The 20,122-nt window shown below is 64.3% G+C and carries 14 protein-coding genes; 7 read left to right on the top strand and 7 right to left on the bottom strand.

Annotated elements, in window-relative coordinates; genetic code table 11:
* Positions 1 to 128: 128 nt before the first annotated feature.
* The 4 genes from QCE64_RS04700 to fixL all read right to left on the bottom strand — a co-directional run bounded on the left by QCE64_RS04700 (position 129) and on the right by fixL (position 6,078).
* Positions 129 to 1,007, bottom strand: coding sequence for a DUF2950 family protein (locus QCE64_RS04700; RefSeq protein WP_309915042.1), 879 nt, complete (start codon positions 1,005 to 1,007; stop codon positions 129 to 131).
* 59 nt (positions 1,008 to 1,066) lie between these two features.
* On the bottom strand, positions 1,067 to 2,425 hold the full coding sequence (locus tag QCE64_RS04705; RefSeq protein WP_310004147.1) for a DUF3300 domain-containing protein: 1,359 nt from the start codon (positions 2,423 to 2,425) through the stop codon (positions 1,067 to 1,069).
* Positions 2,426 to 2,917: 492 nt separating this feature from the next.
* The gene (gene fixJ / locus QCE64_RS04710; RefSeq protein WP_008350478.1) at positions 2,918 to 3,553 is read right to left on the bottom strand and encodes an oxygen response regulator transcription factor FixJ; all 636 of its coding nucleotides are present in this window, start codon (positions 3,551 to 3,553) and stop codon (positions 2,918 to 2,920) included.
* The gene (fixL, locus tag QCE64_RS04715) at positions 3,550 to 6,078 is read right to left on the bottom strand and encodes an oxygen sensor histidine kinase FixL (protein ID WP_309915045.1); all 2,529 of its coding nucleotides are present in this window, start codon (positions 6,076 to 6,078) and stop codon (positions 3,550 to 3,552) included. Before fixL ends, fixJ begins: the two co-directional genes overlap by 4 nt.
* Before the next feature lie 279 nt (positions 6,079 to 6,357).
* On the opposite strand from fixL, the gene aceE reads away from it, so the two are divergent.
* From aceE to lpdA, 3 genes are all read left to right on the top strand, one after another.
* Positions 6,358 to 9,051, top strand: coding sequence for a pyruvate dehydrogenase (acetyl-transferring), homodimeric type (gene aceE, locus QCE64_RS04720; RefSeq protein ID WP_310002852.1), 2,694 nt, complete (start codon positions 6,358 to 6,360; stop codon positions 9,049 to 9,051).
* A 78-nt stretch (positions 9,052 to 9,129) separates the two neighbouring features.
* On the top strand, positions 9,130 to 10,767 hold the full coding sequence (aceF, locus tag QCE64_RS04725; RefSeq protein ID WP_310002854.1) for a dihydrolipoyllysine-residue acetyltransferase: 1,638 nt from the start codon (positions 9,130 to 9,132) through the stop codon (positions 10,765 to 10,767).
* A 102-nt stretch (positions 10,768 to 10,869) separates the two neighbouring features.
* Entirely contained in the window at positions 10,870 to 12,945 is a 2,076-nt protein-coding gene (gene lpdA, locus QCE64_RS04730) for a dihydrolipoyl dehydrogenase (RefSeq protein ID WP_310002856.1), read from the top strand.
* A 163-nt stretch (positions 12,946 to 13,108) separates the two neighbouring features.
* Here the strand turns inward: lpdA and QCE64_RS04735 are convergent, their stop codons facing one another.
* Positions 13,109 to 13,684 carry a phasin family protein gene (locus tag QCE64_RS04735; RefSeq protein ID WP_309807927.1) on the bottom strand — a complete coding sequence of 192 codons (576 nt, stop codon included), beginning with the start codon at positions 13,682 to 13,684 and terminating at the stop codon, positions 13,109 to 13,111.
* Between the two features lie 792 nt (positions 13,685 to 14,476).
* Between QCE64_RS04735 and pbpG the strand changes: the two genes are divergently transcribed.
* Positions 14,477 to 15,679, top strand: a complete 1,203-nt coding sequence (gene pbpG / locus QCE64_RS04740) for a D-alanyl-D-alanine endopeptidase (protein WP_309915056.1) — start codon at positions 14,477 to 14,479, stop codon at positions 15,677 to 15,679.
* Between the two features lie 96 nt (positions 15,680 to 15,775).
* Here pbpG and QCE64_RS04745 read toward each other — a convergent pair whose 3' ends face one another.
* On the bottom strand, positions 15,776 to 16,600 hold the full coding sequence (locus tag QCE64_RS04745; RefSeq protein ID WP_309807930.1) for an IclR family transcriptional regulator: 825 nt from the start codon (positions 16,598 to 16,600) through the stop codon (positions 15,776 to 15,778).
* A gap of 190 nt (positions 16,601 to 16,790) precedes the next feature.
* Between QCE64_RS04745 and QCE64_RS04750 the strand changes: the two genes are divergently transcribed.
* Both QCE64_RS04750 and QCE64_RS04755 read left to right on the top strand, forming a co-directional pair.
* Positions 16,791 to 17,525, top strand: coding sequence for a (Fe-S)-binding protein (locus QCE64_RS04750; RefSeq protein ID WP_310002858.1), 735 nt, complete (start codon positions 16,791 to 16,793; stop codon positions 17,523 to 17,525).
* Between the two features lie 23 nt (positions 17,526 to 17,548).
* Complete coding sequence (locus QCE64_RS04755) at positions 17,549 to 18,961, top strand: lactate utilization protein B (RefSeq protein ID WP_309929648.1); 1,413 nt, start codon at positions 17,549 to 17,551, stop codon at positions 18,959 to 18,961.
* A gap of 68 nt (positions 18,962 to 19,029) precedes the next feature.
* Here QCE64_RS04755 and QCE64_RS04760 read toward each other — a convergent pair whose 3' ends face one another.
* Positions 19,030 to 19,593: a hypothetical protein gene (locus tag QCE64_RS04760; RefSeq protein WP_310002860.1), complete on the bottom strand. Its 564-nt coding sequence runs from the start codon at positions 19,591 to 19,593 to the stop codon at positions 19,030 to 19,032.
* 262 nt (positions 19,594 to 19,855) lie between these two features.
* On the opposite strand from QCE64_RS04760, the gene QCE64_RS04765 reads away from it, so the two are divergent.
* Complete coding sequence (locus QCE64_RS04765; RefSeq protein WP_309915065.1) at positions 19,856 to 20,071, top strand: hypothetical protein; 216 nt, start codon at positions 19,856 to 19,858, stop codon at positions 20,069 to 20,071.
* Positions 20,072 to 20,122 lie beyond the last annotated feature (51 nt).

Below are 20,122 nucleotides of genomic sequence, written 5' to 3' on the forward strand. Positions count from 1 at the left end.
ATGGAGGCTTGGCCGACGTCGGCACCTGAAGTGCAAACTCGAACGGGATCCTCAACCCAGATGGCTGGCCAGGTTGATTGCAAGCCTGGCCTTGCCGTTTGCGGGAGCGTTGCGCTGCGCGCTGGGCGTTACGGCGTTACCGGCTGCCAGTCCGTCCCTGGTTTGGACAACGAAACCTTCGAAGCGGCCGCGGCCGATTTCACCCCGAGGTCTTTCTCGAGCAGTTGCCCATCCTCCTTCATGAGAAAACTCATCACCCCGGTCTGGCCATATCGGGCAGGGGTGGCGATCATTCCGGTGGCCCCCCCCTCACCCGTCAGGATGCGGTAGTGATACCCGTAATATCCATCCGCCGCGCTCGGCTTGTTCGGCATCGCCGCGGCCAGCGGGCCGAGCGGGCTCTCCGGTTCGCCCGGCGCCGTTTCCCAGTACAGACCGTCATGCTTGCCCGGCGTGCTGACGAAGCGGTCGGCGTAGCGCCCTTGCTTGTCGTGAAACTCCTTCTGCGCGGCGACATAGGCGAGCGCCACCTGCATCGCCGAACGCTCGTTGCGGCCGATGCGCCGCGTGAGCACTTCATCGCGCGCGGCGGGCATGTCGAAGCGCCAGCCATTGGCAACCTTCACGAGCGGGATCGGCAGCGTCCAGCCGCTGTTCCCGACTTCGATGTGCGCGGCGGGGCGGCCGTCGAGCGGCTGCGGGTCATCGACGATGCGATGCTGCTGCGCCCATGCGCCGAGATACGCATAGATATCCTGTTCGCCGATGCTGTCGGTGGGAACGTAGTGCGCGTGGTCCTTGCCGAGTACTGTCGAGAGCGCGCGTTCGTCGTTGCTGGCGATGGCGTCCGTCAGCGCCTGGGCCGCGGCCTCGGTGCTCGGATAGACAGCCTGCGATGCGGCTTGAGCGTGCGTCGTCGCGCTGAACGCGAAAGAGGCGAACGACGCGGCGAGCACGGCGCCAAGCAGGGCTTTTTTCGGTAAGGCGAAAGTGTGGATAGGGGTCATTTCAGGCTCCTTGAGCGGGCGTTCGCCGCATGCGCGGCGCGTAGGCAGGGATGGGGTCATCAACGGCGATGGAAACCTCCGCCGCCATGGAATCCACCGCCGCCGCCGAAGCCGCCCGGATGCTGTATTCCGCCACCACCGCCGCCCAGTCCGCCGCCTTCGTGCTGTATGCCGCCACCGCCGCTGCCGAGACCGCCGCCCTGGCGCTGCACGCCGCCACCGCCGCCGCCCAGACCGCCGCCTTGGCGCTGCACGCCGCCGCCGTTCGCGCCGGGCCGGCTTTGCGTCCGGTTTGCGTACGACTGCCGGCTCGCCTGACCGCGCTGCATGTCCTGCCGCGCGGCGTTGCCGTCGCCGGCGCCGCGCAGCGCATTGTCGCGGTTGACGCTCTGCGCGCGCTGCTGGAGGTCGCTGCGGTTGAGCGCATTCTGACCGCCGCCCTGGCGGATGCTCTGCGCGCGCTGGCTGGCCGTCTGATTGAGGTTCTGGCCGGTGCGCTGCTGCAGCGTCTGCGCAGCCTGCGCGCGTGCGTCCTCGCGGCCGCGGAACTGGCCGGCATTCGCGCCGAGGTTGCCGTTGTTGAAGCTGTTCTGCCGGCTGCCCAGGTTGTTGCGGTTGAACTGCGGATCGTTGCGATTCCAGCGCACGTTGTTGCTGTTCGCATTGATGCGGTTGTTCACGTTGATGTTGTTGTAGCGGTTCACGTTGACGTTGACGTCGCCGTGATTCCAGTCGCAGTTGCCCCACAGCGAATTGGCGACCGCGATGCCCGCGCCAAAGGCCAGGCCCGACACGAAGCCGGTCGCGATGGCGTAGCCGGGCGGGGGCGGCACGTAGACCGGCGGATAGGCCGGATAGGGCCACGCGCCGTAGACGACCGTCGGGTTGTAGGTCGGCACGTAGACCACCTGCGGATTGGCCGGCACGATTTCGATCCTGGTCGTGCTGACGGTGCTGGTGGTGCTCGGCGCCTGCTGCACCACGACGGTCTGCTGCTCGTTGCTCTTCAGGTTGCCCGCGCCTTGCGCCGCGCGCCGCAGACGCTGGACGGAGTCCATCACGTCGCTGGGCTGCGCGATGAACGCATTGCCGAGCTGCGCGGTCCAGTCGATTTTGGAAGCCAGGGTCGCGAGCGCCTGCGGGAAGGCCACCAGCGATTGCACGCTCGGATCCCATGGCTGGGATTGCACGGCGCGCACGGCATCGTCGCCCTTGAGGTTCGTGTTGGCCTTGGCCCACGCATCCGCGTCAGTGACTTGCGCGGGATAGGTCGACGCCATCAGCACCTGCGCCAGCAGGGCATCGGGATAGAGCGCGACCGGCGCGGTCAATGCATCGAGCTGCTGGCTGGAGAGCTTCTGCATGGAGCTTGCCGCGACGGGCTGCGGAGACGCCTGCGCCGGCACCTGAGCCGGCACCTGCGCCTGAGCCTGCGCCTGCGCATAGTACGGATGCAGATACTGGACCGCGACGGGCGCGGCGACCAGCGCCGCGCTGAGCGCCACGATGCGGACCGTGCGCTTGCGCGATGGCGCGCCGTTCGCCGGCGGATGGGAAGGATTGCGTTCCACGATCAGGTCCTCCGGTGCGCGATGCCCGCGACAGGTGAGGTAGAGGGAAGCAGGAGATGCTCGGCATCGGGCCCAGCGGCCGCGATGCCAAACGTTTGCTGGCCGAGCCAGGACGCGAGGGACGTCTTGTCGCGCATGACGTTGTCCGGTAGTTAAGGCCCGCAGACGTTACGTTCGGGCCCCAAGGTGTGTCAACGTGATTGAGGAAATATCACGTTTCACTGTTACGGACAACGCAATTCAGATCGGGGAAAGGGAGCGTGGAGGCGTGCCGGAACCGGCGCACCATGACAACGCGGCCGGCATGTCGATGCCGGCCGCGTGAGGGGAAGCGCGCGCTTACTGCTGCGGCTTGTTGGAGAGCGCGAGGCGCAGCAGGTCGGCGACGGTATTCACGGAGAGCTTCTCCATGATGTTCGCGCGATGCGCCTCGACGGTCTTGATGCTGATGCCGAGATCGTCGGCGATCTGCTTGTTAAGCCGCCCGGCGATGATGCGTTCCAGCACCTGATGCTCGCGCGCCGTGAGCTTGCCGAGCCGCTCGGCGGCGGCGCGCTGCTGCTGCACGCTGGTGCTTTCGCTGCGCGCCTTCTCGAGCATGCGCTCGACCAGCTTGCGCAGTTCGGCTTCGTCGAAAGGCTTCTCGATGAAATCCATCGCGCCTTTCTTCATGGTCGAAACGGCCATCGGCACGTCGCCGTGACCCGTCACGAAAATGATCGGCAGCAGCGAGTTTTCGGCGATCAGCTTTTCCTGCAGCTCGAGCCCCGTCATGCCGGCCATGCGCACGTCGAGGATCAGGCACGAGATCGCGCCGGAATGGGCGATCGGCAGGTACACGTCGAGGAAGGACTCGGCGCTCGAAAAGCACTGCACGCGATAGCCGTTTGCCTCGAGCAGCCAGCGCAAGGAATCGCGCACCGCTTCGTCATCATCCACGACGAAGACGGTTTCCTGAGTGGTGACTGTGCTCATAGTTCTCCCGTAACGGTTTGTTGTCTCGTATGTTCGTCTTGAGCGGATCCGTCCGTGCCCGAACCATCCACCTGGCCGATCGGCAGGCTGCAGTGGAAGGTCGCGCCGGTCACGTGACCGTCCGCCTCGACGTTGTTGACCACCCAAAGTCTTCCGCGATGCGATTCGATGATCGAGCGGCAGATATTCAGCCCCATGCCCATGCCGTCGGACTTGGTGCTGTAAAACGGTTCGAACAGGCGCTCGGCGGTGGCTTCGTCCACGCCCGGGCCCTGGTCGACCACGCTGATGCAGACAAAGCCGCCGTCCATGCGCTGCACGATGACGCGGATCACCGGATCGATGGCATGTGGTTTCGCATCATGCATCGCTTCCGCTGCGTTTTTCAACAGGTTCACCAACACTTGTTCGATCAAAACCGGATCAACGTAGATCACCGGCATGCGCGAGCGGATTTCCGTGACGATGCGGATCTTGCGTTTGCGCGCTTCGATCTCGGCGAGACCCACCGCATCCGCGACGATATCCGCGACGCGCGTGGCCTGGCGTTTCGGTTCCGAGCGCTTCACGAACTCGCGGATGCGCTTGATGATCATGCCTGCGCGGACCGCTTGCTGGGCGGTTTTTTCGAGCGCCGGCAGCAGCGTTTCCTGTGTCATGCGGCCGGATTTGACCAGCGCGACGCAACCCGAGCAGTAATTGTTGATGGCGGCGAGCGGCTGGTTCAGTTCGTGGGCGAGCGAGGACGCCATTTCGCCCATCGTCATCAGGCGGCTCGTGAACTGGAGCTTTTCCTCTTGCTGGTGCGCGAGTTCCTGCGCCTGCTTGCGCTGCGTGATGTCGGTGGCGATCTGCATCTGCGCGAGATGGCCGTCGACCCACTGGATGTACTGGCGGCGCACCTCGAACCATTTCTGGATGCCCTCGACATACACTTCCTGCGCGTCCGCCGAGCTTTCGGTGAGCGCGGTGGCGGGCAGGCCGGCGTAGGTGTCGACCATGTCGATGGTGTCCGACGAACTCTGCGAGGTGCCGTCGAACGCGGCGCCCGCGAGCTCCAGATGGCCGTCCGGCCGAATGCCGAACAGATGCCGGTAATAGCGGTTCGCGAACAGCAGTTCGGCTTCGTCGGCGGCGAGCACGGAGACGGCGGCGTCGAGGCTTTCGAGCACCGTGGTGAAGCGTTCGTGCGCCGCGGCGAGTTCCTCGCGGGCGCGCTTCGGCTCGGTGATGTCGGTCATCGACGACATCCAGCCGGTCTGGCGTCCAGAGCTGTCGATCAGCGGCGAAACGTACAGGCGCGCATGGAAGAACGAGCCGTCCTTGCGGCGCACGCGCAGCTCGAAGCCGGACGAGGGCGCCTTGCCGCGCAGGGTCATGTCGAGCTGGCGCTGCATTTCCGGATAGGCGTCGCGCGGCCAGTAGGGGAACGGCGCGTTCTTGCCGACCAGATCGCTTTCGTCCCAGCCCGTCATGCGGCAGAAAGCGGGATTCACGTGCGTGATGCGGCCGTGCATGTCGAGCACGCGCATGCCGATCAGCACGGAGTTTTCCATCGCGCGGCGGAAGAAGGCCTCGGCGTAGAGCGCCTGCTGCGCCTCGAAACGCTGGCGGGTGTGCTTCCAGAGACTCCACAGGCTCCACAGCACGAAGCACGACAGGCCGGCGACGAGCCACACCAGCGTGTTGTTGGTGAAGTTGGTGAGCTGCGGATACGAATAGACGCGCACCGACAAACCCTGGCCCGGCGGATCGAGCGGCAGGTCATAGAACATGTCGCGCGGCAGGCGCGGGCGGCTCGACGTGGTCGCGAGCTCGCGGTTGTTCAGGTCGGTGATGGAGATCTTGTACTTCGCCGACAGTTCGCTCGGAATGTCGTGCTTCAGGATGCCTTCGATCGAAAACACCGCGGCGATCGAGCCGAGAAACTCACGGTCGCGGAACACTGGCGTCTGCAGCGTGATGTAGCCATTGCCGAGGTCGTCGTACAGCAGCGGCGAATAGACTTGGCGGCGGGTGTTGCGGGCTTCGTCGAAGGCGGCCTGCACGGCCTCGTCCATCTGCGTTTCGTTGGGCTTCGCGAGACGCGATCCGAGCAGCGGCAGCGGCGTATTGGGCCAGCGCGGCTTGTGCTCGCTGGTGTACCAGTTCATGTAGAGGATCTCGGGATGCCCCTGCATGATGTCGGTGGATGCGGTCTGGAAGTTCTGCGGATCGCCGTGACCGCCGGCGATGTCGCGCGCGAGCGCCTGGATCTGTTCCTGCGCGCCGGTCATCGACAGGCGGATCTGCTGCTGCGCCCACGCCACATTGCGATACAGCGTGTCTTCCTGCTGTTGCTGTTCGCGCCGGTTGAGGCTCCACAGGATCAGGCTCATCACGACCAGAAACACCAGGATCGAGATGAGCGGCGTGAGCAAATAGGAGTTCGACCACCACGGGCCGTGGTGCCAGCGGGTAGACGACGAGTCAGACGGCTTGCGCCCGCCCTTCGCCGAGCGTTTGATCAGCCGTTCGGTCAACATGCGTGCGATTGTAACGCAGCACCTGATTGTTAATTGGCGTAAAAAGACAGGGAAGACCGCCCAAACGCGGCAAAAGGAGGAGAAACGTCTGATAAAAAAAGCCTTACCGGACGGTGCATTGCAGCATTTTTTCGTATTATGAGATTAGCTCTCATGATTTGAAAAATTCCTTGCGTCTTGATCCAGACCCTCTTTAGAATTGCCGGCACGCGGCCGGGCCCGCTTTTTTACGGGCGCGCGCCAGTGGTTCAAGAGTGTTCCTCACATCAGGAGACGAGCATGTCCGCTGTACCCGACGAAGTTCTCAAATATGTCGCCAACGCCAAGGACGACGATCCCCAGGAAACCGCCGAATGGCTCGAGGCGCTCGACGGCGTGATTTCCGCGGTCGGCCCTGATCGCGCGCATTACCTGATCGAGAAACAAATCGAATTCGCTCGCGTGCATGGCGAGCACCTGCCGTTCTCGGCGAACACGCCGTACATCAACACGATCCCCGTCGCCTCGCAGTCGAAGATTCCGGGCGACCAGGACGTCGAACACCGGATTCGCTCGTACACACGCTGGAACGCCATCGCCATGGTGCTGCGCGCGGGCAAGGACACCAACGTCGGCGGCCACATCGCCTCGTTCGCGTCGGCCGCGACGCTCTATGACGTCGGCTTCAACCACTTCTGGCACGCACCGTCGAAAGATCACGGCGGCGACCTCGTGTTCGTGCAGGGCCACTCGTCGCCGGGCGTGTACTCGCGCGCGTTCCTGCTCGGCCGCCTGACCGAGAAGCAACTCAACAACTTCCGCCAGGAAGTGGGCGGCGAGGGCATCTCGTCGTATCCGCATCCGTGGCTGATGCCGGACTTCTGGCAGTTCCCGACCGTGTCGATGGGCCTCGGCCCGATCATGGCCATCTATCAGGCGCGCTTCATGAAGTACATGGCGGCGCGCGGCATCGCGAAGACCGAAGGCCGCAAGGTCTGGGCGTTCCTCGGCGACGGCGAGACGGACGAGCCGGAATCGCTCGGCGCGATCGGCATGGCCGGCCGCGAGCGTCTCGACAACCTCGTGTTCGTCATCAACTGCAACCTGCAGCGTCTGGACGGCCCGGTGCGCGGCAACGGCAAGATCATCCAGGAACTCGAAAGCGAGTTCCGCGGCGCCGGCTGGAACGTCATCAAGGTGATCTGGGGCAGCCGCTGGGATGCGCTGTTCGCACGCGACAAGACGGGCGCGCTGATGCGCCGCATGATGGACGTCGTCGACGGCGAGTACCAGACCTACAAGTCGGAGTCGGGCGCGTTCGTGCGCGAGCACTTCTTCAACACGCCGGAACTGAAGGCGCTGGTGTCCGACTGGTCCGATGAAGACATCTGGAACCTGAACCGCGGCGGCCACGACCCGCACAAGATCTACGCCGCCTTCGACGCCGCCACCAAGACGAAGGGCGCGCCGACCGTCATCCTCGCCAAGACCATCAAGGGCTATGGCATGGGCGAGCACGGCCAGGCGATGAACATCACGCACCAGCAGAAGAAGCTGCCGATCGACACGCTGAAGAAATTCCGCGACCAGTTCCGCCTGCCGCTGACCGACGAACAGATCGCCGACGTGCCGTACCTCACGTTCGAGGAAGGCTCGAAGGAACTGGAATACATGCGCCAGAAGCGCATGGACCTGGGCGGCTATCTGCCGGCGCGCCGCGAGAAGGCGGAATCGCTGCCGGTGCCGGCGCTCAGCGCGTTCGAGCCGCTGCTCAAGGGCACGGGCGAAGGCCGCGAAATCTCCACGACGATGGCCTTCGTGCGCGTGCTCAACATCCTGCTGAAGGACAAGGCCATCGGCAAGCGCATCGTGCCGATCGTGCCGGACGAGTCGCGTACCTTCGGCATGGAAGGCCTGTTCCGCCAGATCGGCATCTGGAATCAGGACGGCCAGAAGTACATTCCGGAAGACTCCGACCAGCTGATGTTCTACAAGGAATCGGAGACCGGCCAGATCCTGCAGGAAGGCATCAACGAAGCAGGGGGCATGAGTGACTGGATCGCAGCCGCGACGTCGTACTCGACGCACGGCGAGATCATGATCCCGTTCTACATCTTCTATTCGATGTTTGGCTTCCAGCGCATCGGCGACCTGGCCTGGGCCGCGGGCGACATGCGTTCGCGCGGCTTCCTGCTGGGCGGCACCGCGGGCCGCACGACGCTCAACGGCGAAGGCCTGCAGCACGAAGACGGCCACTCGCTGCTGTGGGCGGCGTCCGTCCCGAACTGCGTGAGCTACGACCCGACCTTCGGCTACGAACTCGCGGTCATCATGCAGGACGGCCTGCGCCGCATGGTCGCGGACCAGGAAGACGTGTACTACTACATCACGGTGATGAACGAGAACTACGAGCACCCGGCGATTCCGCAAGGTGACGCCGTGGCGGCCGACATCATCAAGGGCATGTACGCGTTCAGGAAGTCCGAGGCGCCGGCGAAGGCGCACGTCCAGCTGATGGGCGCGGGCACGATCTTCAATGAAGTGATCGCCGCCGCCGACCTGCTGAAGAACGACTGGGGCGTGTCCGCCGACCTGTGGAGCGTGCCGAGCTTCACCGAACTGGCCCGCGAAGGCCAGGCCATCGAGCGCTACAACCTGCTGCATCCGGCGGAAGAGAAGCGCGTGCCGCACGTGACCAAGCTGCTGACGGGCGCGAAGGGCCCGGTGATTGCATCGACCGACTACATCCGGGCGCTGACGGACCAGATCCGCGCGTTCGTGCCGCAGAAGTTCGTGGTGCTCGGCACCGACGGCTACGGCCGCTCGGACACGCGCGAGGCGCTGCGCCACTTCTTCGAGGTCGACCGCTACTGGGTCACGCTGGCTGCGCTCAACGCGCTCGCCGACGAAGGCACGATCGAGCGCAAGGTCGTCGGCGAGGCGATCAAGAAGTACAACCTCGACCCGTCCAAACCCAACCCGATGACCGTCTAAAGGCATCGCCCCCGTGTGTTGTGACGTGGCCTCTTTCCGAAGCGGAGAGAGGCCGCGTGCAACCAGGAGACACTAATAATGAGTCAAGCGATCGAAGTCAAAGTGCCGGACATCGGCGATTTCAAGGACATTCCGGTGATCGAGGTTCTGGTCAAGCCGGGTGACACCGTCGAGGCCGAGCAGTCGCTCGTCACGCTCGAGTCCGACAAGGCGACGATGGACGTGCCCAGTTCCGCCGCCGGCACCGTCAAGGAAGTGAAGGTCAAGGTCGGCGACAACGTGTCGGAAGGCACGCTGATCGTCGTGCTGGAAGGCGGCGCCGCCGAAGCGCCGAAGAAGGAAGAAACGAAGCAGGAAGCGGCCGCCGCGCCGGCGCCCGCCGCCGCACCCGCCGCCGCTGGTTCGGGCGGTGGCGTGGTCGAAGTGAAGGTGCCGGACATCGGCGACTTCAAGGACATTCCGGTCATCGAGATCGCGGTCAAGGTCGGCGATACGGTCGAGAAGGAACAGTCGCTCGTCACGCTCGAATCCGACAAGGCCACGATGGACGTGCCGTCGCCTGCCGCGGGCACCGTCAAGGAACTGAAGGTCAAGATCGGCGACAACGTCTCCGAAGGCACGCTGATTCTCGTGCTCGAAGGCGGCGCAGGTGCATCGGCACCGGCCGCTGCGCCCGCTCCGGCCGCGAAGACCGAAGCGGCGCCGGACGCGCCGGCCAAACCGGCGCCCGCGAAGGAAGCGCCGTCCGCGCTCGCGCAGGCGCCCGTGATGCCTGCCGGCGACGGCACGCGTTCGTCGAGCCATGCATCGCCTTCGGTGCGCAAGTTCGCACGCGAACTCGGCGTGGACGTGGCGCGCGTGCGCGGCACGGGTCCGAAGGGCCGCATCACGCAGCAGGACATCACGAGCTTCGTGAAGGGCGTGATGTCGGGTCAGGGCGCGGCGCCCGCGGCGGCCGCTCCGGCCGGCGGCGGTGGCGGCGAACTCGGCCTGCTGCCGTGGCCGAAGGTCGATTTCACGAAGTTCGGCCCGGTCGATCCGAAGCCGCTGTCGCGCATCAAGAAGATCTCGGGCGCGAACCTGCATCGCAACTGGGTCATGATTCCGCACGTCACGAACAACGACGAAGCGGACATCACCGAGCTCGAAGAACTGCGCGTCAAGCTCAACAAGGAGCACGAGAAGGCCGGCGTGAAGTTCACGATGCTGGCGTTCGTCATCAAGGCCGTGGTGTCCGCACTGAAGAAGTTCCCGACCTTCAACGCCAGCCTCGACGGCGACAACCTTGTCTTCAAGCAGTACTACCACGTCGGTTTCGCGGCCGATACGCCGAACGGCCTCGTCGTTCCGGTGATCCGCGACGCCGACAAGAAGGGTCTCGTCGACATCGCGAAGGCGATGGCGGACCTGTCGAAGGCGGCGCGCGACGGCAAGCTCAAGCCCGACCAGATGCAGGGCGGCTGCTTCTCGATCTCGTCGCTGGGCGGCATCGGCGGAACCAACTTCACGCCGATCATCAACGCGCCCGAAGTCGCGATCCTCGGCCTGTCGCGCGGTCAGATGAAGCCCGTGTGGGACGGCAAGCAGTTCGTGCCGCGCCTCACGCTGCCGCTGTCGCTGTCGTATGACCATCGCGTCATCGACGGCGCCGAGGCCGCGCGCTTCAACGCGTATCTGTCGGCGATTCTGGGCGATTTCCGTCGCGTCATTCTTTGATCTTTTGATCGGGGCCGCATCCGGACCTGCGGGTCCGGGACCGCGGCCGACCGACGGGGACCGGTAATGTCCGGTCCAACCGCTCTTTTCTTAGGGGACACCATGAGTCTCGTCGAACTGAAAGTACCCGACATCGGCGACTTCTCCGATGTCGATGTCATCGAAATCCATATCCAGGCCGGCGACCGCATCGAGAAGGAACAGGGCGTCATCACGCTCGAAACCGACAAGGCCACGATGGAAGTGCCCGCCGACGCGGCCGGCACGATCAAGGAAGTGAAGGTCAAGCAGGGCGACAAGGTTTCGCAGGGCACGGTCATCGCGATGATCGAGACCGAAGGCGCGGCGGCGGCGCCTGCGGCGGCTCCGGCTGCTTCGGCACCGGCTGCTGCGGCACCGGCTGCGCCTTCGGGCGGCGCCGTGCAGGACGTGAAGGTGCCGGATATCGGCGACTTCAAGGACATTCCGGTCATCGAAGTGCACGTGAAGCCAGGCGACACGGTCGAGAAGGAGCAGTCGCTCATCACGCTCGAATCCGACAAGGCCACGATGGACGTGCCTTCGCCCGCTGCCGGCACCGTCAAGGAAGTGAAGGTCAAGGTCGGCGACAACGTGTCGGAAGGCACGCTGGTCCTGACGCTGGAAGGCGGCGCGGCTGCTGCGGCCGCACCGCAGAAGGCGGCTCCGGCTCCTGCCGCGGCACCGGCTTCGGCGCAATCCGCACCTTCGGCTCCGGCGCCGCAGGCCGGCTCCTACGCCGGCGCGGCCGATGTCGAGTGCGACATGCTCGTGCTCGGCGCCGGTCCCGGCGGCTATTCGGCGGCCTTCCGCGCCGCCGACCTCGGCATGAAGACGGTGCTCGTCGAGCGTTATGCGACGCTTGGCGGCGTGTGTCTGAATGTCGGCTGCATTCCGTCGAAGGCGCTGCTGCACACTGCGCTCGTCATCGACGAAGCCGCCGAACTCGCCGCGCACGGCATCAGCTTCGGCGAGCCGAAGATCGACCTCGACAAGCTGCGCGGCTTCAAGGAAGGCGTCGTCAAGAAGCTGACCGGCGGCCTCGCCGGCATGGCGAAAGCGCGCAAGGTGCAGGTGGTGACGGGCGTCGGCAATTTCGTCGATCCGCATCACATGGAAGTGCAGGGCGCCGACGGCAAGAAGGTCGTCAAGTTCAAGCAGGCGATCATCGCGGCCGGTTCGCAGGCCGTGAAGCTGCCGTTCTTCCCGGACGATCCGCGGGTCGTCGATTCGACCGGCGCGCTGGAATTGCGTCAGCTGCCCAAGCGCATGCTGGTGGTGGGCGGCGGCATCATCGGCCTCGAAATGGCCACCGTCTATTCGACGCTCGGCGCCGATATCGACGTCGTCGAAATGCTCGACGGCCTGATGCAAGGTGCGGACCGCGACCTCGTGAAGGTCTGGGAAAAGTTCAACGCCAAGCGCTTCGGCAACGTCATGCTGAAGACGAAGACCACGAAGGCCGAAGCGAAGGAAGACGGCATCTACGTGACCTTCGAAGGCGAGAAGGCGCCGGCCGAGCCGCAACGCTACGACCTCGTGCTGCTCGCGGTGGGCCGCAGCCCGAACGGCGGCAAGATCAGCGCGGACAAGGCGGGCGTGGCGGTGACGGAGCGCGGCTTCATCAACGTCGACAAGCAGATGCGCACCAACGTGCCGCACATCTTCGCGATCGGCGACCTGGTCGGCCAGCCGATGCTCGCGCACAAGGCCGTGCATGAAGGCCACGTCGCGGCGGAAGCGGCGCACGGCGAGAAGGCGTACTTCGATGCGCTGCAGATTCCGTCGGTGGCCTATACCGATCCGGAAGTGGCCTGGGCCGGCAAGACCGAAGAGCAGTGCAAGGCGGAAGGCATCAAGTTCGGCAAGGCGGTGTTCCCGTGGGCCGCTTCGGGCCGCGCGATCGCCAATGGCCGCGACGAGGGCTTCACCAAGCTGATCTTCGACGAGGAAACACATCGCGTGATCGGCGGCGGTATCGTCGGTCTGAATGCGGGCGACCTGATCAGCGAAGTGTGCCTCGCGATCGAGATGGGCGCGGATGCCACGGATATTGGCAAGACGATCCATCCGCATCCGACGCTCGGCGAATCGGTCGGGATGGCGGCGGAGCTGTATGAAGGCGTCTGCACGGACTTGCCGCCGCAGCGCAAGAAGTAAGTTCGCTACGCGTTGAACCAACGCAAAAGGCGCGCTCCTGCAAGGGAGCGCGCCTTTTTTTATGCGCGACGTCTTGTGTGGCACGGGCAATAAAAAACCCGGCACAGTGGCCGGGTTCTGCTGGTGCTTCGTCAGTCAGCCGGGGCGAGGCCCGGCAGCAGACTCAGGCAACCGACTTCTTGGCGACGCGCGAAGCTTGTTCGGTCGCTTGCGTAGCAGCCTTCGTGGCGGCCGTGGCGGCTGCGTTGAAGTTGCTTTCAGCGATCTCGACGGCTTGCTTCGTTGCCTTGTGGACCGTTTCGTACGTGGTGTTGGCGGCGGTGATGGCCGACTTCATCACGGCGACAGCCGTTTCCGAACCAGCGGGTGCGTTCTTCGCGACGTTGTCGACGAGCGTTTGCACCTTGCGGTTCTGTTCTTCGTACTGCACTTCCGCGACGCGGGCGAATTCGGCTTGCGTGGCCGATGCGATTTCGTACAGGTGACGGCCATACGACAGGACCTTTTCCGCGACCGGCTGCGTCAGGCTGGCTTGCAGCGCGAGCAGTTCCTGTGCGTCCTTCACCGACAGCGCGCGTTGCGCGTTTTCCTGGCTTTCGGCCAGCGTGGACTTCACGACTTGCAGATTCAGTTCAACCAGCTTTTCGACGCCTTCGAACGCCTTGTTCGTCAGACCGAACAGCGTGTCGAAGTTGGCTTTCTGGGCAGCGGCGATTTGCTCGGGGGTCAACAGCGTCATCTCAGGCTCCTGATGGCCGACCCATCAACGCGGGTCGTGGTTTGGGTAGATCCGGCGACAACCGTTGCCGGTTCAGTGCAACTGCGATTGGTGCGTCGCAACATGAAAGCCATTTTAGTGATATCCCGAACGATGTCAAGCTCTTTTTGTGCATCGCACAAACGGGATAAAACTCAGTTTAAACAGAGACTTACAAGTAACGTTCAGGGGCTTGCGGACGTCCGGGAAAACCCTTGTGCACCACATTGGAATCAAGCGTGCAGGCGGTCGGCGGGAGCGTGATGCTGATGAAATCACGCTTTGATGAAACTTTGATGTTTGGAATTAGCGCGCGCGCCGGACCGGTCCATTCGGCGGATAGCTTGCCGCGGCGCAACCGCGCACAGCTTATTTAGAGGGCTCGTCTTACTTTTGGCCTTACGGGGTACACCAAAATCGTGAAGAACCGTTAACATCTCGGCTGTCCGGCCCGCTGTGCGCTGTCCGCCGCGCTTCCGACACCCGTCCCCGTTTCGAAAACCTCGTTGTCGCTGACGCGTTGTTAAGCGTTTGACTAAAGTCACGGAAAGTATTGCCGATAGAGCGCTTGTCATCATGTAGTAAAAGCGCGCTCTTGCAGCAATCTTCTGCCGGAATGATCGTTTTTTCCGATCGGAGTGCGTTTCGTCATCGACATTACGCAATCACGGCTTACAACTCGGTTTAAAGAGCACCGATAAGTGCTTAATATTGCTTAAATTTCGTAGCTTCACTACACTTGGCGGTACCCTCCAGCCGCCCAACAGAACACTAATGAAAACCGAAATGTTTTCGTCGTTGAAGGTGGTGCATGGCGTCGCAGTGCGATCCGCGCTGTCGCTCGCCGTCTCCATCGCAGTAGCGACGTCCTTCGCAGCGGCTCCGGCTGAAGCCCTCGCAAAGACTGCAACCGCCAGCAAGACCGTCAAGAAATCCGCCCAATCGACACCATCCGTCACCAAGGCCGCCAAGCCTGCACGTGCCGCGAAGACCGCGCTGAAATCGCCCAAGCCGGCGAAGGCTGCCAAGGTCGCCGCCGCGAACGACGATGACGACGCGCCGCGCGCGTCGCGCAAGCGCCGTGTCGCGTATCGCATGGAGCCGCACGCCCGGCGCGCCGCGGTCCACGCGGTGGCGTTCCAGCCGCGTTCGCCTTCGGTGGGACAGGCATTCGGTCTGCATGACACGCCCGACAGCCTCGCGCTGCGTTCGAGCGTGGCTTATGTGATCGACCAGAACACCTCCGAAACGCTCTTCGACAAGAATTCGCGCGCCGTCGTGCCGATCGCTTCGATCACCAAGCTGATGACGGCCATGGTCGTGCTCGACTCGCACGCACCGCTCACCGAGGACATCTCCGTCACCGACGAAGATCGCGATTACGAGAAGTTCACCGGCTCGCGTCTGTCGGTCGGTTCGGTGCTGAATCGCGAGGACATGCTGCACATCGCGCTGATGGCGTCGGAAAACCGTGCCGCAGCCGCGTTGTCCCGTTATTACCCGGGCGGACGTCCGGCGTTCATCGCCGCAATGAATGCGAAGGCGAAGTCGCTCGGCATGAGCGATACCCACTTCGAGAATTCCACCGGCCTCACCAGCCAGAACGTGTCGAGCGCACGTGACCTCGCCAAGATGGTCAACGCCGCGTATCAGTACCCGCTGATCCGCAAGTTCTCGACCGATCGCAGCTACGACGTCTTCACCGGCAAGCGCAATCTCGCCTACAACAGCACGAATGCGCTGATCCGCAACGCGTCGTGGGACATCGGCCTGCAGAAGACCGGGTTCATCAACGAAGCGGGCGAGTGCCTGGTGATGCAGGCAACGGTTCACGGCCGTCCGGTTGTGATGGTGCTGCTCGATTCCTACGGCAAGTATTCGCGCTTCGCGGATGCCGGCCGTCTGCGCTCGTATCTCGACACGCTCGGCGAACCGCACATCATGAGCGCCGACATGGGCGGCGGCGCGAATCCGTAAGCTGGATCAAGCCCGGCGCATCGGCCAGGCTGGAAAAGCAAAAAAGGGGATTCGTCGAAAGACGAATCCCCTTTTCATTTACGCAGTCAAGACGGTTCAGCGATGCGCATGCGCGCCGTGCTGTGCCTGCTGCGCCTCCGCGGCGGCCTGCTCCGGGTGATAGCCGAGCGAGCGTGAAATCTCCAGCGCCGTGTGGCTCAGCTGCTTGAGCCACGCGTCCTGCAGCCGGTCGGCAGGCGCCGACAGCGACAGCCCCGCAACCAGCCTGCCGGTATCGTCGTAGATGCCCGCCGCGATGCAGCGCACACCCAGTTCAAGCTCCTCGTTGTCACGCGCGCAGGACTGCTGGCGCACCAGCAGCAGTTCGCGTTCGAGCTTCGCGAGATCGGTGATGCTGTTCTGCGTGTGTCCCGACAGCCCCGTGCGCGTCGCGTAAGCGCGCACGCGCGTGGCTTCGTCGGCGGCGAGGAACAGCTTGCCCACCGACGTGAGATGCAGCGGCGCCCGCCCGCCAATTGCCCGCACCACCTGCATGCCCGAGCGCTCCGAGTAGGCGCGCTCGATATAGACGATCTCGTCGCCCTGACGCACCGACAGGTTGACCGTCTGGCCCGTCTGGCGATGCAGTTCGCGCATCGGCGGCATCGCGGCTTCGCGCACGGAAAGGCGCGCCTTCACCAGATTGCCGAGTTCGAGCAGGCGCATGCCCAGCCGGTACGTGCCGGGATCCGAGCGGTCGACGAGCCGGCACAGCACCATGTCATTGAGAATGCGGTGCGCGGTGGACGGATGCAGCTCGGTGCTCTGCGACAGTTCTTTGAGACTGACGGGATCGGTGTGATCGGCGAGTGCGTCGAGCAGACGCATCATGCGTTCGATCACCTGAATGGAGGTCTTTGAATCCGGGTTCGTATCGCTCATCGTGAAAAATCGGTTGATGCGTCAAACAGCGGAAATGCAATTGTATCTCGTATCGTGAAAAGGCAAGCAGGCCATTTGCCTGCGAGGGACGAGCCGCTCGTGCGAATCGCGGTGAACGGGCCGGCGCGGCGGCGTTTTCACGGATAATTGCCGGGCGTTCACATCACTCTACAAAACAGGAAACGCCCCCATGCGAGTCGGTTTATTCGTGACATGTCTCGTCGACATGATGCGCCCGGAGATCGGCTTCTCCGCGATCAAGCTGATCGAGCGCGCGGGCTTCGAGGTCGTCGTGCCGCCGTTGCAGACCTGCTGCGGCCAGCCTGCCTACAATTCCGGCGATCGCCCGCTGGCCCGCGACCTGGCCGAAAAGACGTTGCGCGAATTCGAGCAGTTCGACTATGTCGTGGTGCCGTCCGGTTCCTGCGGCGGCATGATCCGCGCGCATTACGGCGACCTGTTCCGCGACGATCCCCAGTTGATGAGCCGCTTCGCCAGGCTTCAGCCGCGTGTGTTCGAACTGACCGATTTCCTCGTGACGATCGCGCAGGCGCGGATGGAACCCGCGGGCTTCGACGGCACCGCGACCTATCACGATTCCTGCTCCGGCCTGCGTGAACTGGGCGTGAAGACCCAGCCGCGCGAACTGTTGTCGCAGGCAGGCGTGCCCGTGACGGAAATGGCGGCCTGCGAGCATTGCTGCGGTTTCGGCGGCACCTTCGCGGTGAAGTACGGCGACATCTCGACGGCGATCGTCGACGAAAAATGCGCCAACATCCGGGCGAGCGGGGCGGATGCGGTCGTGCTGGGCGATCTCGGCTGCATGCTGAACATCGAAGGCCGGCTGCGCCGCACCGGCGATACCACGACACGCGTGCTGCACACCGCGCAGGTGCTCGCCGGCGACGCGCCGGCCGGCGCCTGACGGCAACGGACGGAGCACTCCCCATGCAAGTTCAGACGATGCAGTTCAAGGCGCGCGCCGGCAGCAAGCTCGCGGACGAACGCCTGCAACAGAACCTCAAGAAGCTGTCGACGAAGTTCGTCACCGGGCGGGCGAACGCGGTGCGCGACATCGACTTCGAGGCGACGCGCGCGGCGTTGAAGGAACGGCGCAACCGGGCGCTGGAGAATCTCGATGTCTGGCTCGACACCTTCGAGCGCGAAGCAACCCGGCGCGGCGCCACCGTGCTGTACGCCGAATCGACGCAGGACGCCGCGCGGCTGGTGGCCGAGATCGCGCGCAAGCACGACGTGAAGAAGGTCATCAAGACCAAGTCGATGGTGTCGGAAGAGATGCAGCTCAATCGCGTGCTGGGCGAGATGGGCGTGCAGTCGATCGAAACCGATCTCGGCGAATACATCCTGCAGATCAACGACAACGAGCCGCCGAGCCACATCATCGCGCCGGTCGTGCACAAGGATAAGGACGAGATCGCCGATCTCTTCGCGAAGACGCACCACAAGCCGCGCCTGACCGACATTCCCGAAATGACGCGCGAGGCGCGCGAGGTGCTGCGGCCGCATTTCATGTCGGCGGACATGGGCGTGACCGGCGGCAATTTTTTGATCGCGGAAACGGGTTCGGTGGCGGTCGTCACGAACGAGGGCAACGAAGGCATGTGTACGGTGATGCCGCGCGTGCATGTCGCGGTGACGGGCATCGAGAAGGTGCTGCCGACGCTCGAGGATCTGGCGACCGCCATGCGCCTGCTGCCGCGCTCGGCGACCGGACAGACGGTGTCGAACTATTTCTCGCTGCTGACCGGTCCGCGTGCTCCGGATGACACCGACGGTCCCGAGCACATGTACTTCGTGCTCGTCGATGGCGGGCGCACCGGGCTGATCGGCGGCGAGTTCCAGGAGATGCTGCGCTGCATCCGCTGCGGCGCGTGCATGAACCACTGTCCGGTGTATCAGAAGATCGGCGGACATGCGTACGGCTGGGTGTATCCCGGGCCGATGGGATCGGTGCTGACGCCGGCGTATGTGGGCATCGACCGCGCGCTCGACCTGCCGCAGGCCGCCACGCTATGCGGCGAGTGCAACAGCGTGTGTCCGGTGGGGATTCCGCTGTCGGACCTGCTGCGCAAGCTGCGCGAGAAGCAGATGGAGCGGCGCCTGCGCCCGTGGAAGGAGCGCGCCGGGCTCGCCATGTGGGGCTATCTCGCGAAGCATCCGACTGCCTATTCGCTGTTCACGAAACTCGCGGTGCGCGTGCTGGAGCGCATGGGCGGCAAGAACCGGTCGATTGCACGCCTGCCGCTCGGCGCCGGCTGGACCGCAACGCGCGACATGCCGGCGCCCGTCGGCCGGACCTTTCGCGAGCTGTACAAGGCGCAGCGGTCGCATCTGGGCTGAGCGCTGTAACAAAAAAACGGCGCCCGACTTGTCGTCGGGCGCCGTTCTTTGGTGTCCGGGTAGCGAACTCAGTTGCCGACAGGTCCGTTGTGCCAGCGGCCGCCATTGCCGCCACTGTTGCCTCCACCACCGCCACGGTTGCCACCCTGATTGCCGCCCGAGTTCGACGGCGGCGGTGCGGCTTGAGGCCGCATCGGCGGCCCGCCGACTGCTCGCGGCAAAGCCCCGCCGTTGGCCTGAGGCGGAGGTCCGCCTGGACGTCCACCGCCCGCCTGGGGAGGCGGCCCGCCGTGCCCGCCACCGGCTTGCGGCGGAGGACCACCGTTGCCGCGGTTCGGCGGCAGACGGTTATTCCAGCCGCCGTTCCATCCGCCGGGCGGCGGACGGCGCCAGCCGGGGCCGTCGTCCCAATAGCGACCTGGACCCGGGCCGCCGTAGTAGTACCCGCCGCCTACGACCACGCCAGGCTGCACGACGGGCGGACCGCCGTAATAACCGTCGTAGCCGGGCGTGTCATACGCGGTGGCGGGATAGCCGCCGCCGTAGTACCCGCCGGCATCGGGATAAGCCGCGCAACCGCCGAGAAGCGCGGCGGACGAGGCGAACAAAAGACCAGCGACTGCGGATTTCATGATCTTGGAATAATTCGTTGGAGCGTGTCTTATTAAGACACGCCCGATGGCCCGATGTCCCGACAACTTTGTAAGCCTTTATGACTGCGGTTCGCCGTATGAACCTGCGTTTCCGGGGGCATCGTCGGCGGGGCCTTGTTGCCCCGGCTGCAACAAAGCTTTGCTTTTCAATACCTTTTTAAGATTCTCTCATTTCCGTAACATTTCGAGTGTCGGCAAGTGGGCGTTCGCTTCGCTCCGACATCGAATCGAGGTAGTCCAAATGAGAAAGACAATATCGACTTACTGGCCCGTGGTGATGCTGCTGCCCATCGCGTTGGCCTTTTGCATGCAAGCGGGCAGCCACGCCGCGGCCGGCGTGCGCCAGGAACAGACCGACGTCGCGAGCGTGAGCGCCGAACTGGCGCGGGCGATTTCATACGGTTTCGTCGAAGCGGACGATGCCGCCACGATCCCAGACGCACCCCGCACGCTGTAGCGCGCAATAAGGCAGCGCACAAAGGCAACACATGAAGGCAGCGCACAAAAA

The organism is Caballeronia sp. LZ043 (genome assembly GCF_031451075.1).
GTDB lineage: Bacteria > Pseudomonadota > Gammaproteobacteria > Burkholderiales > Burkholderiaceae > Caballeronia.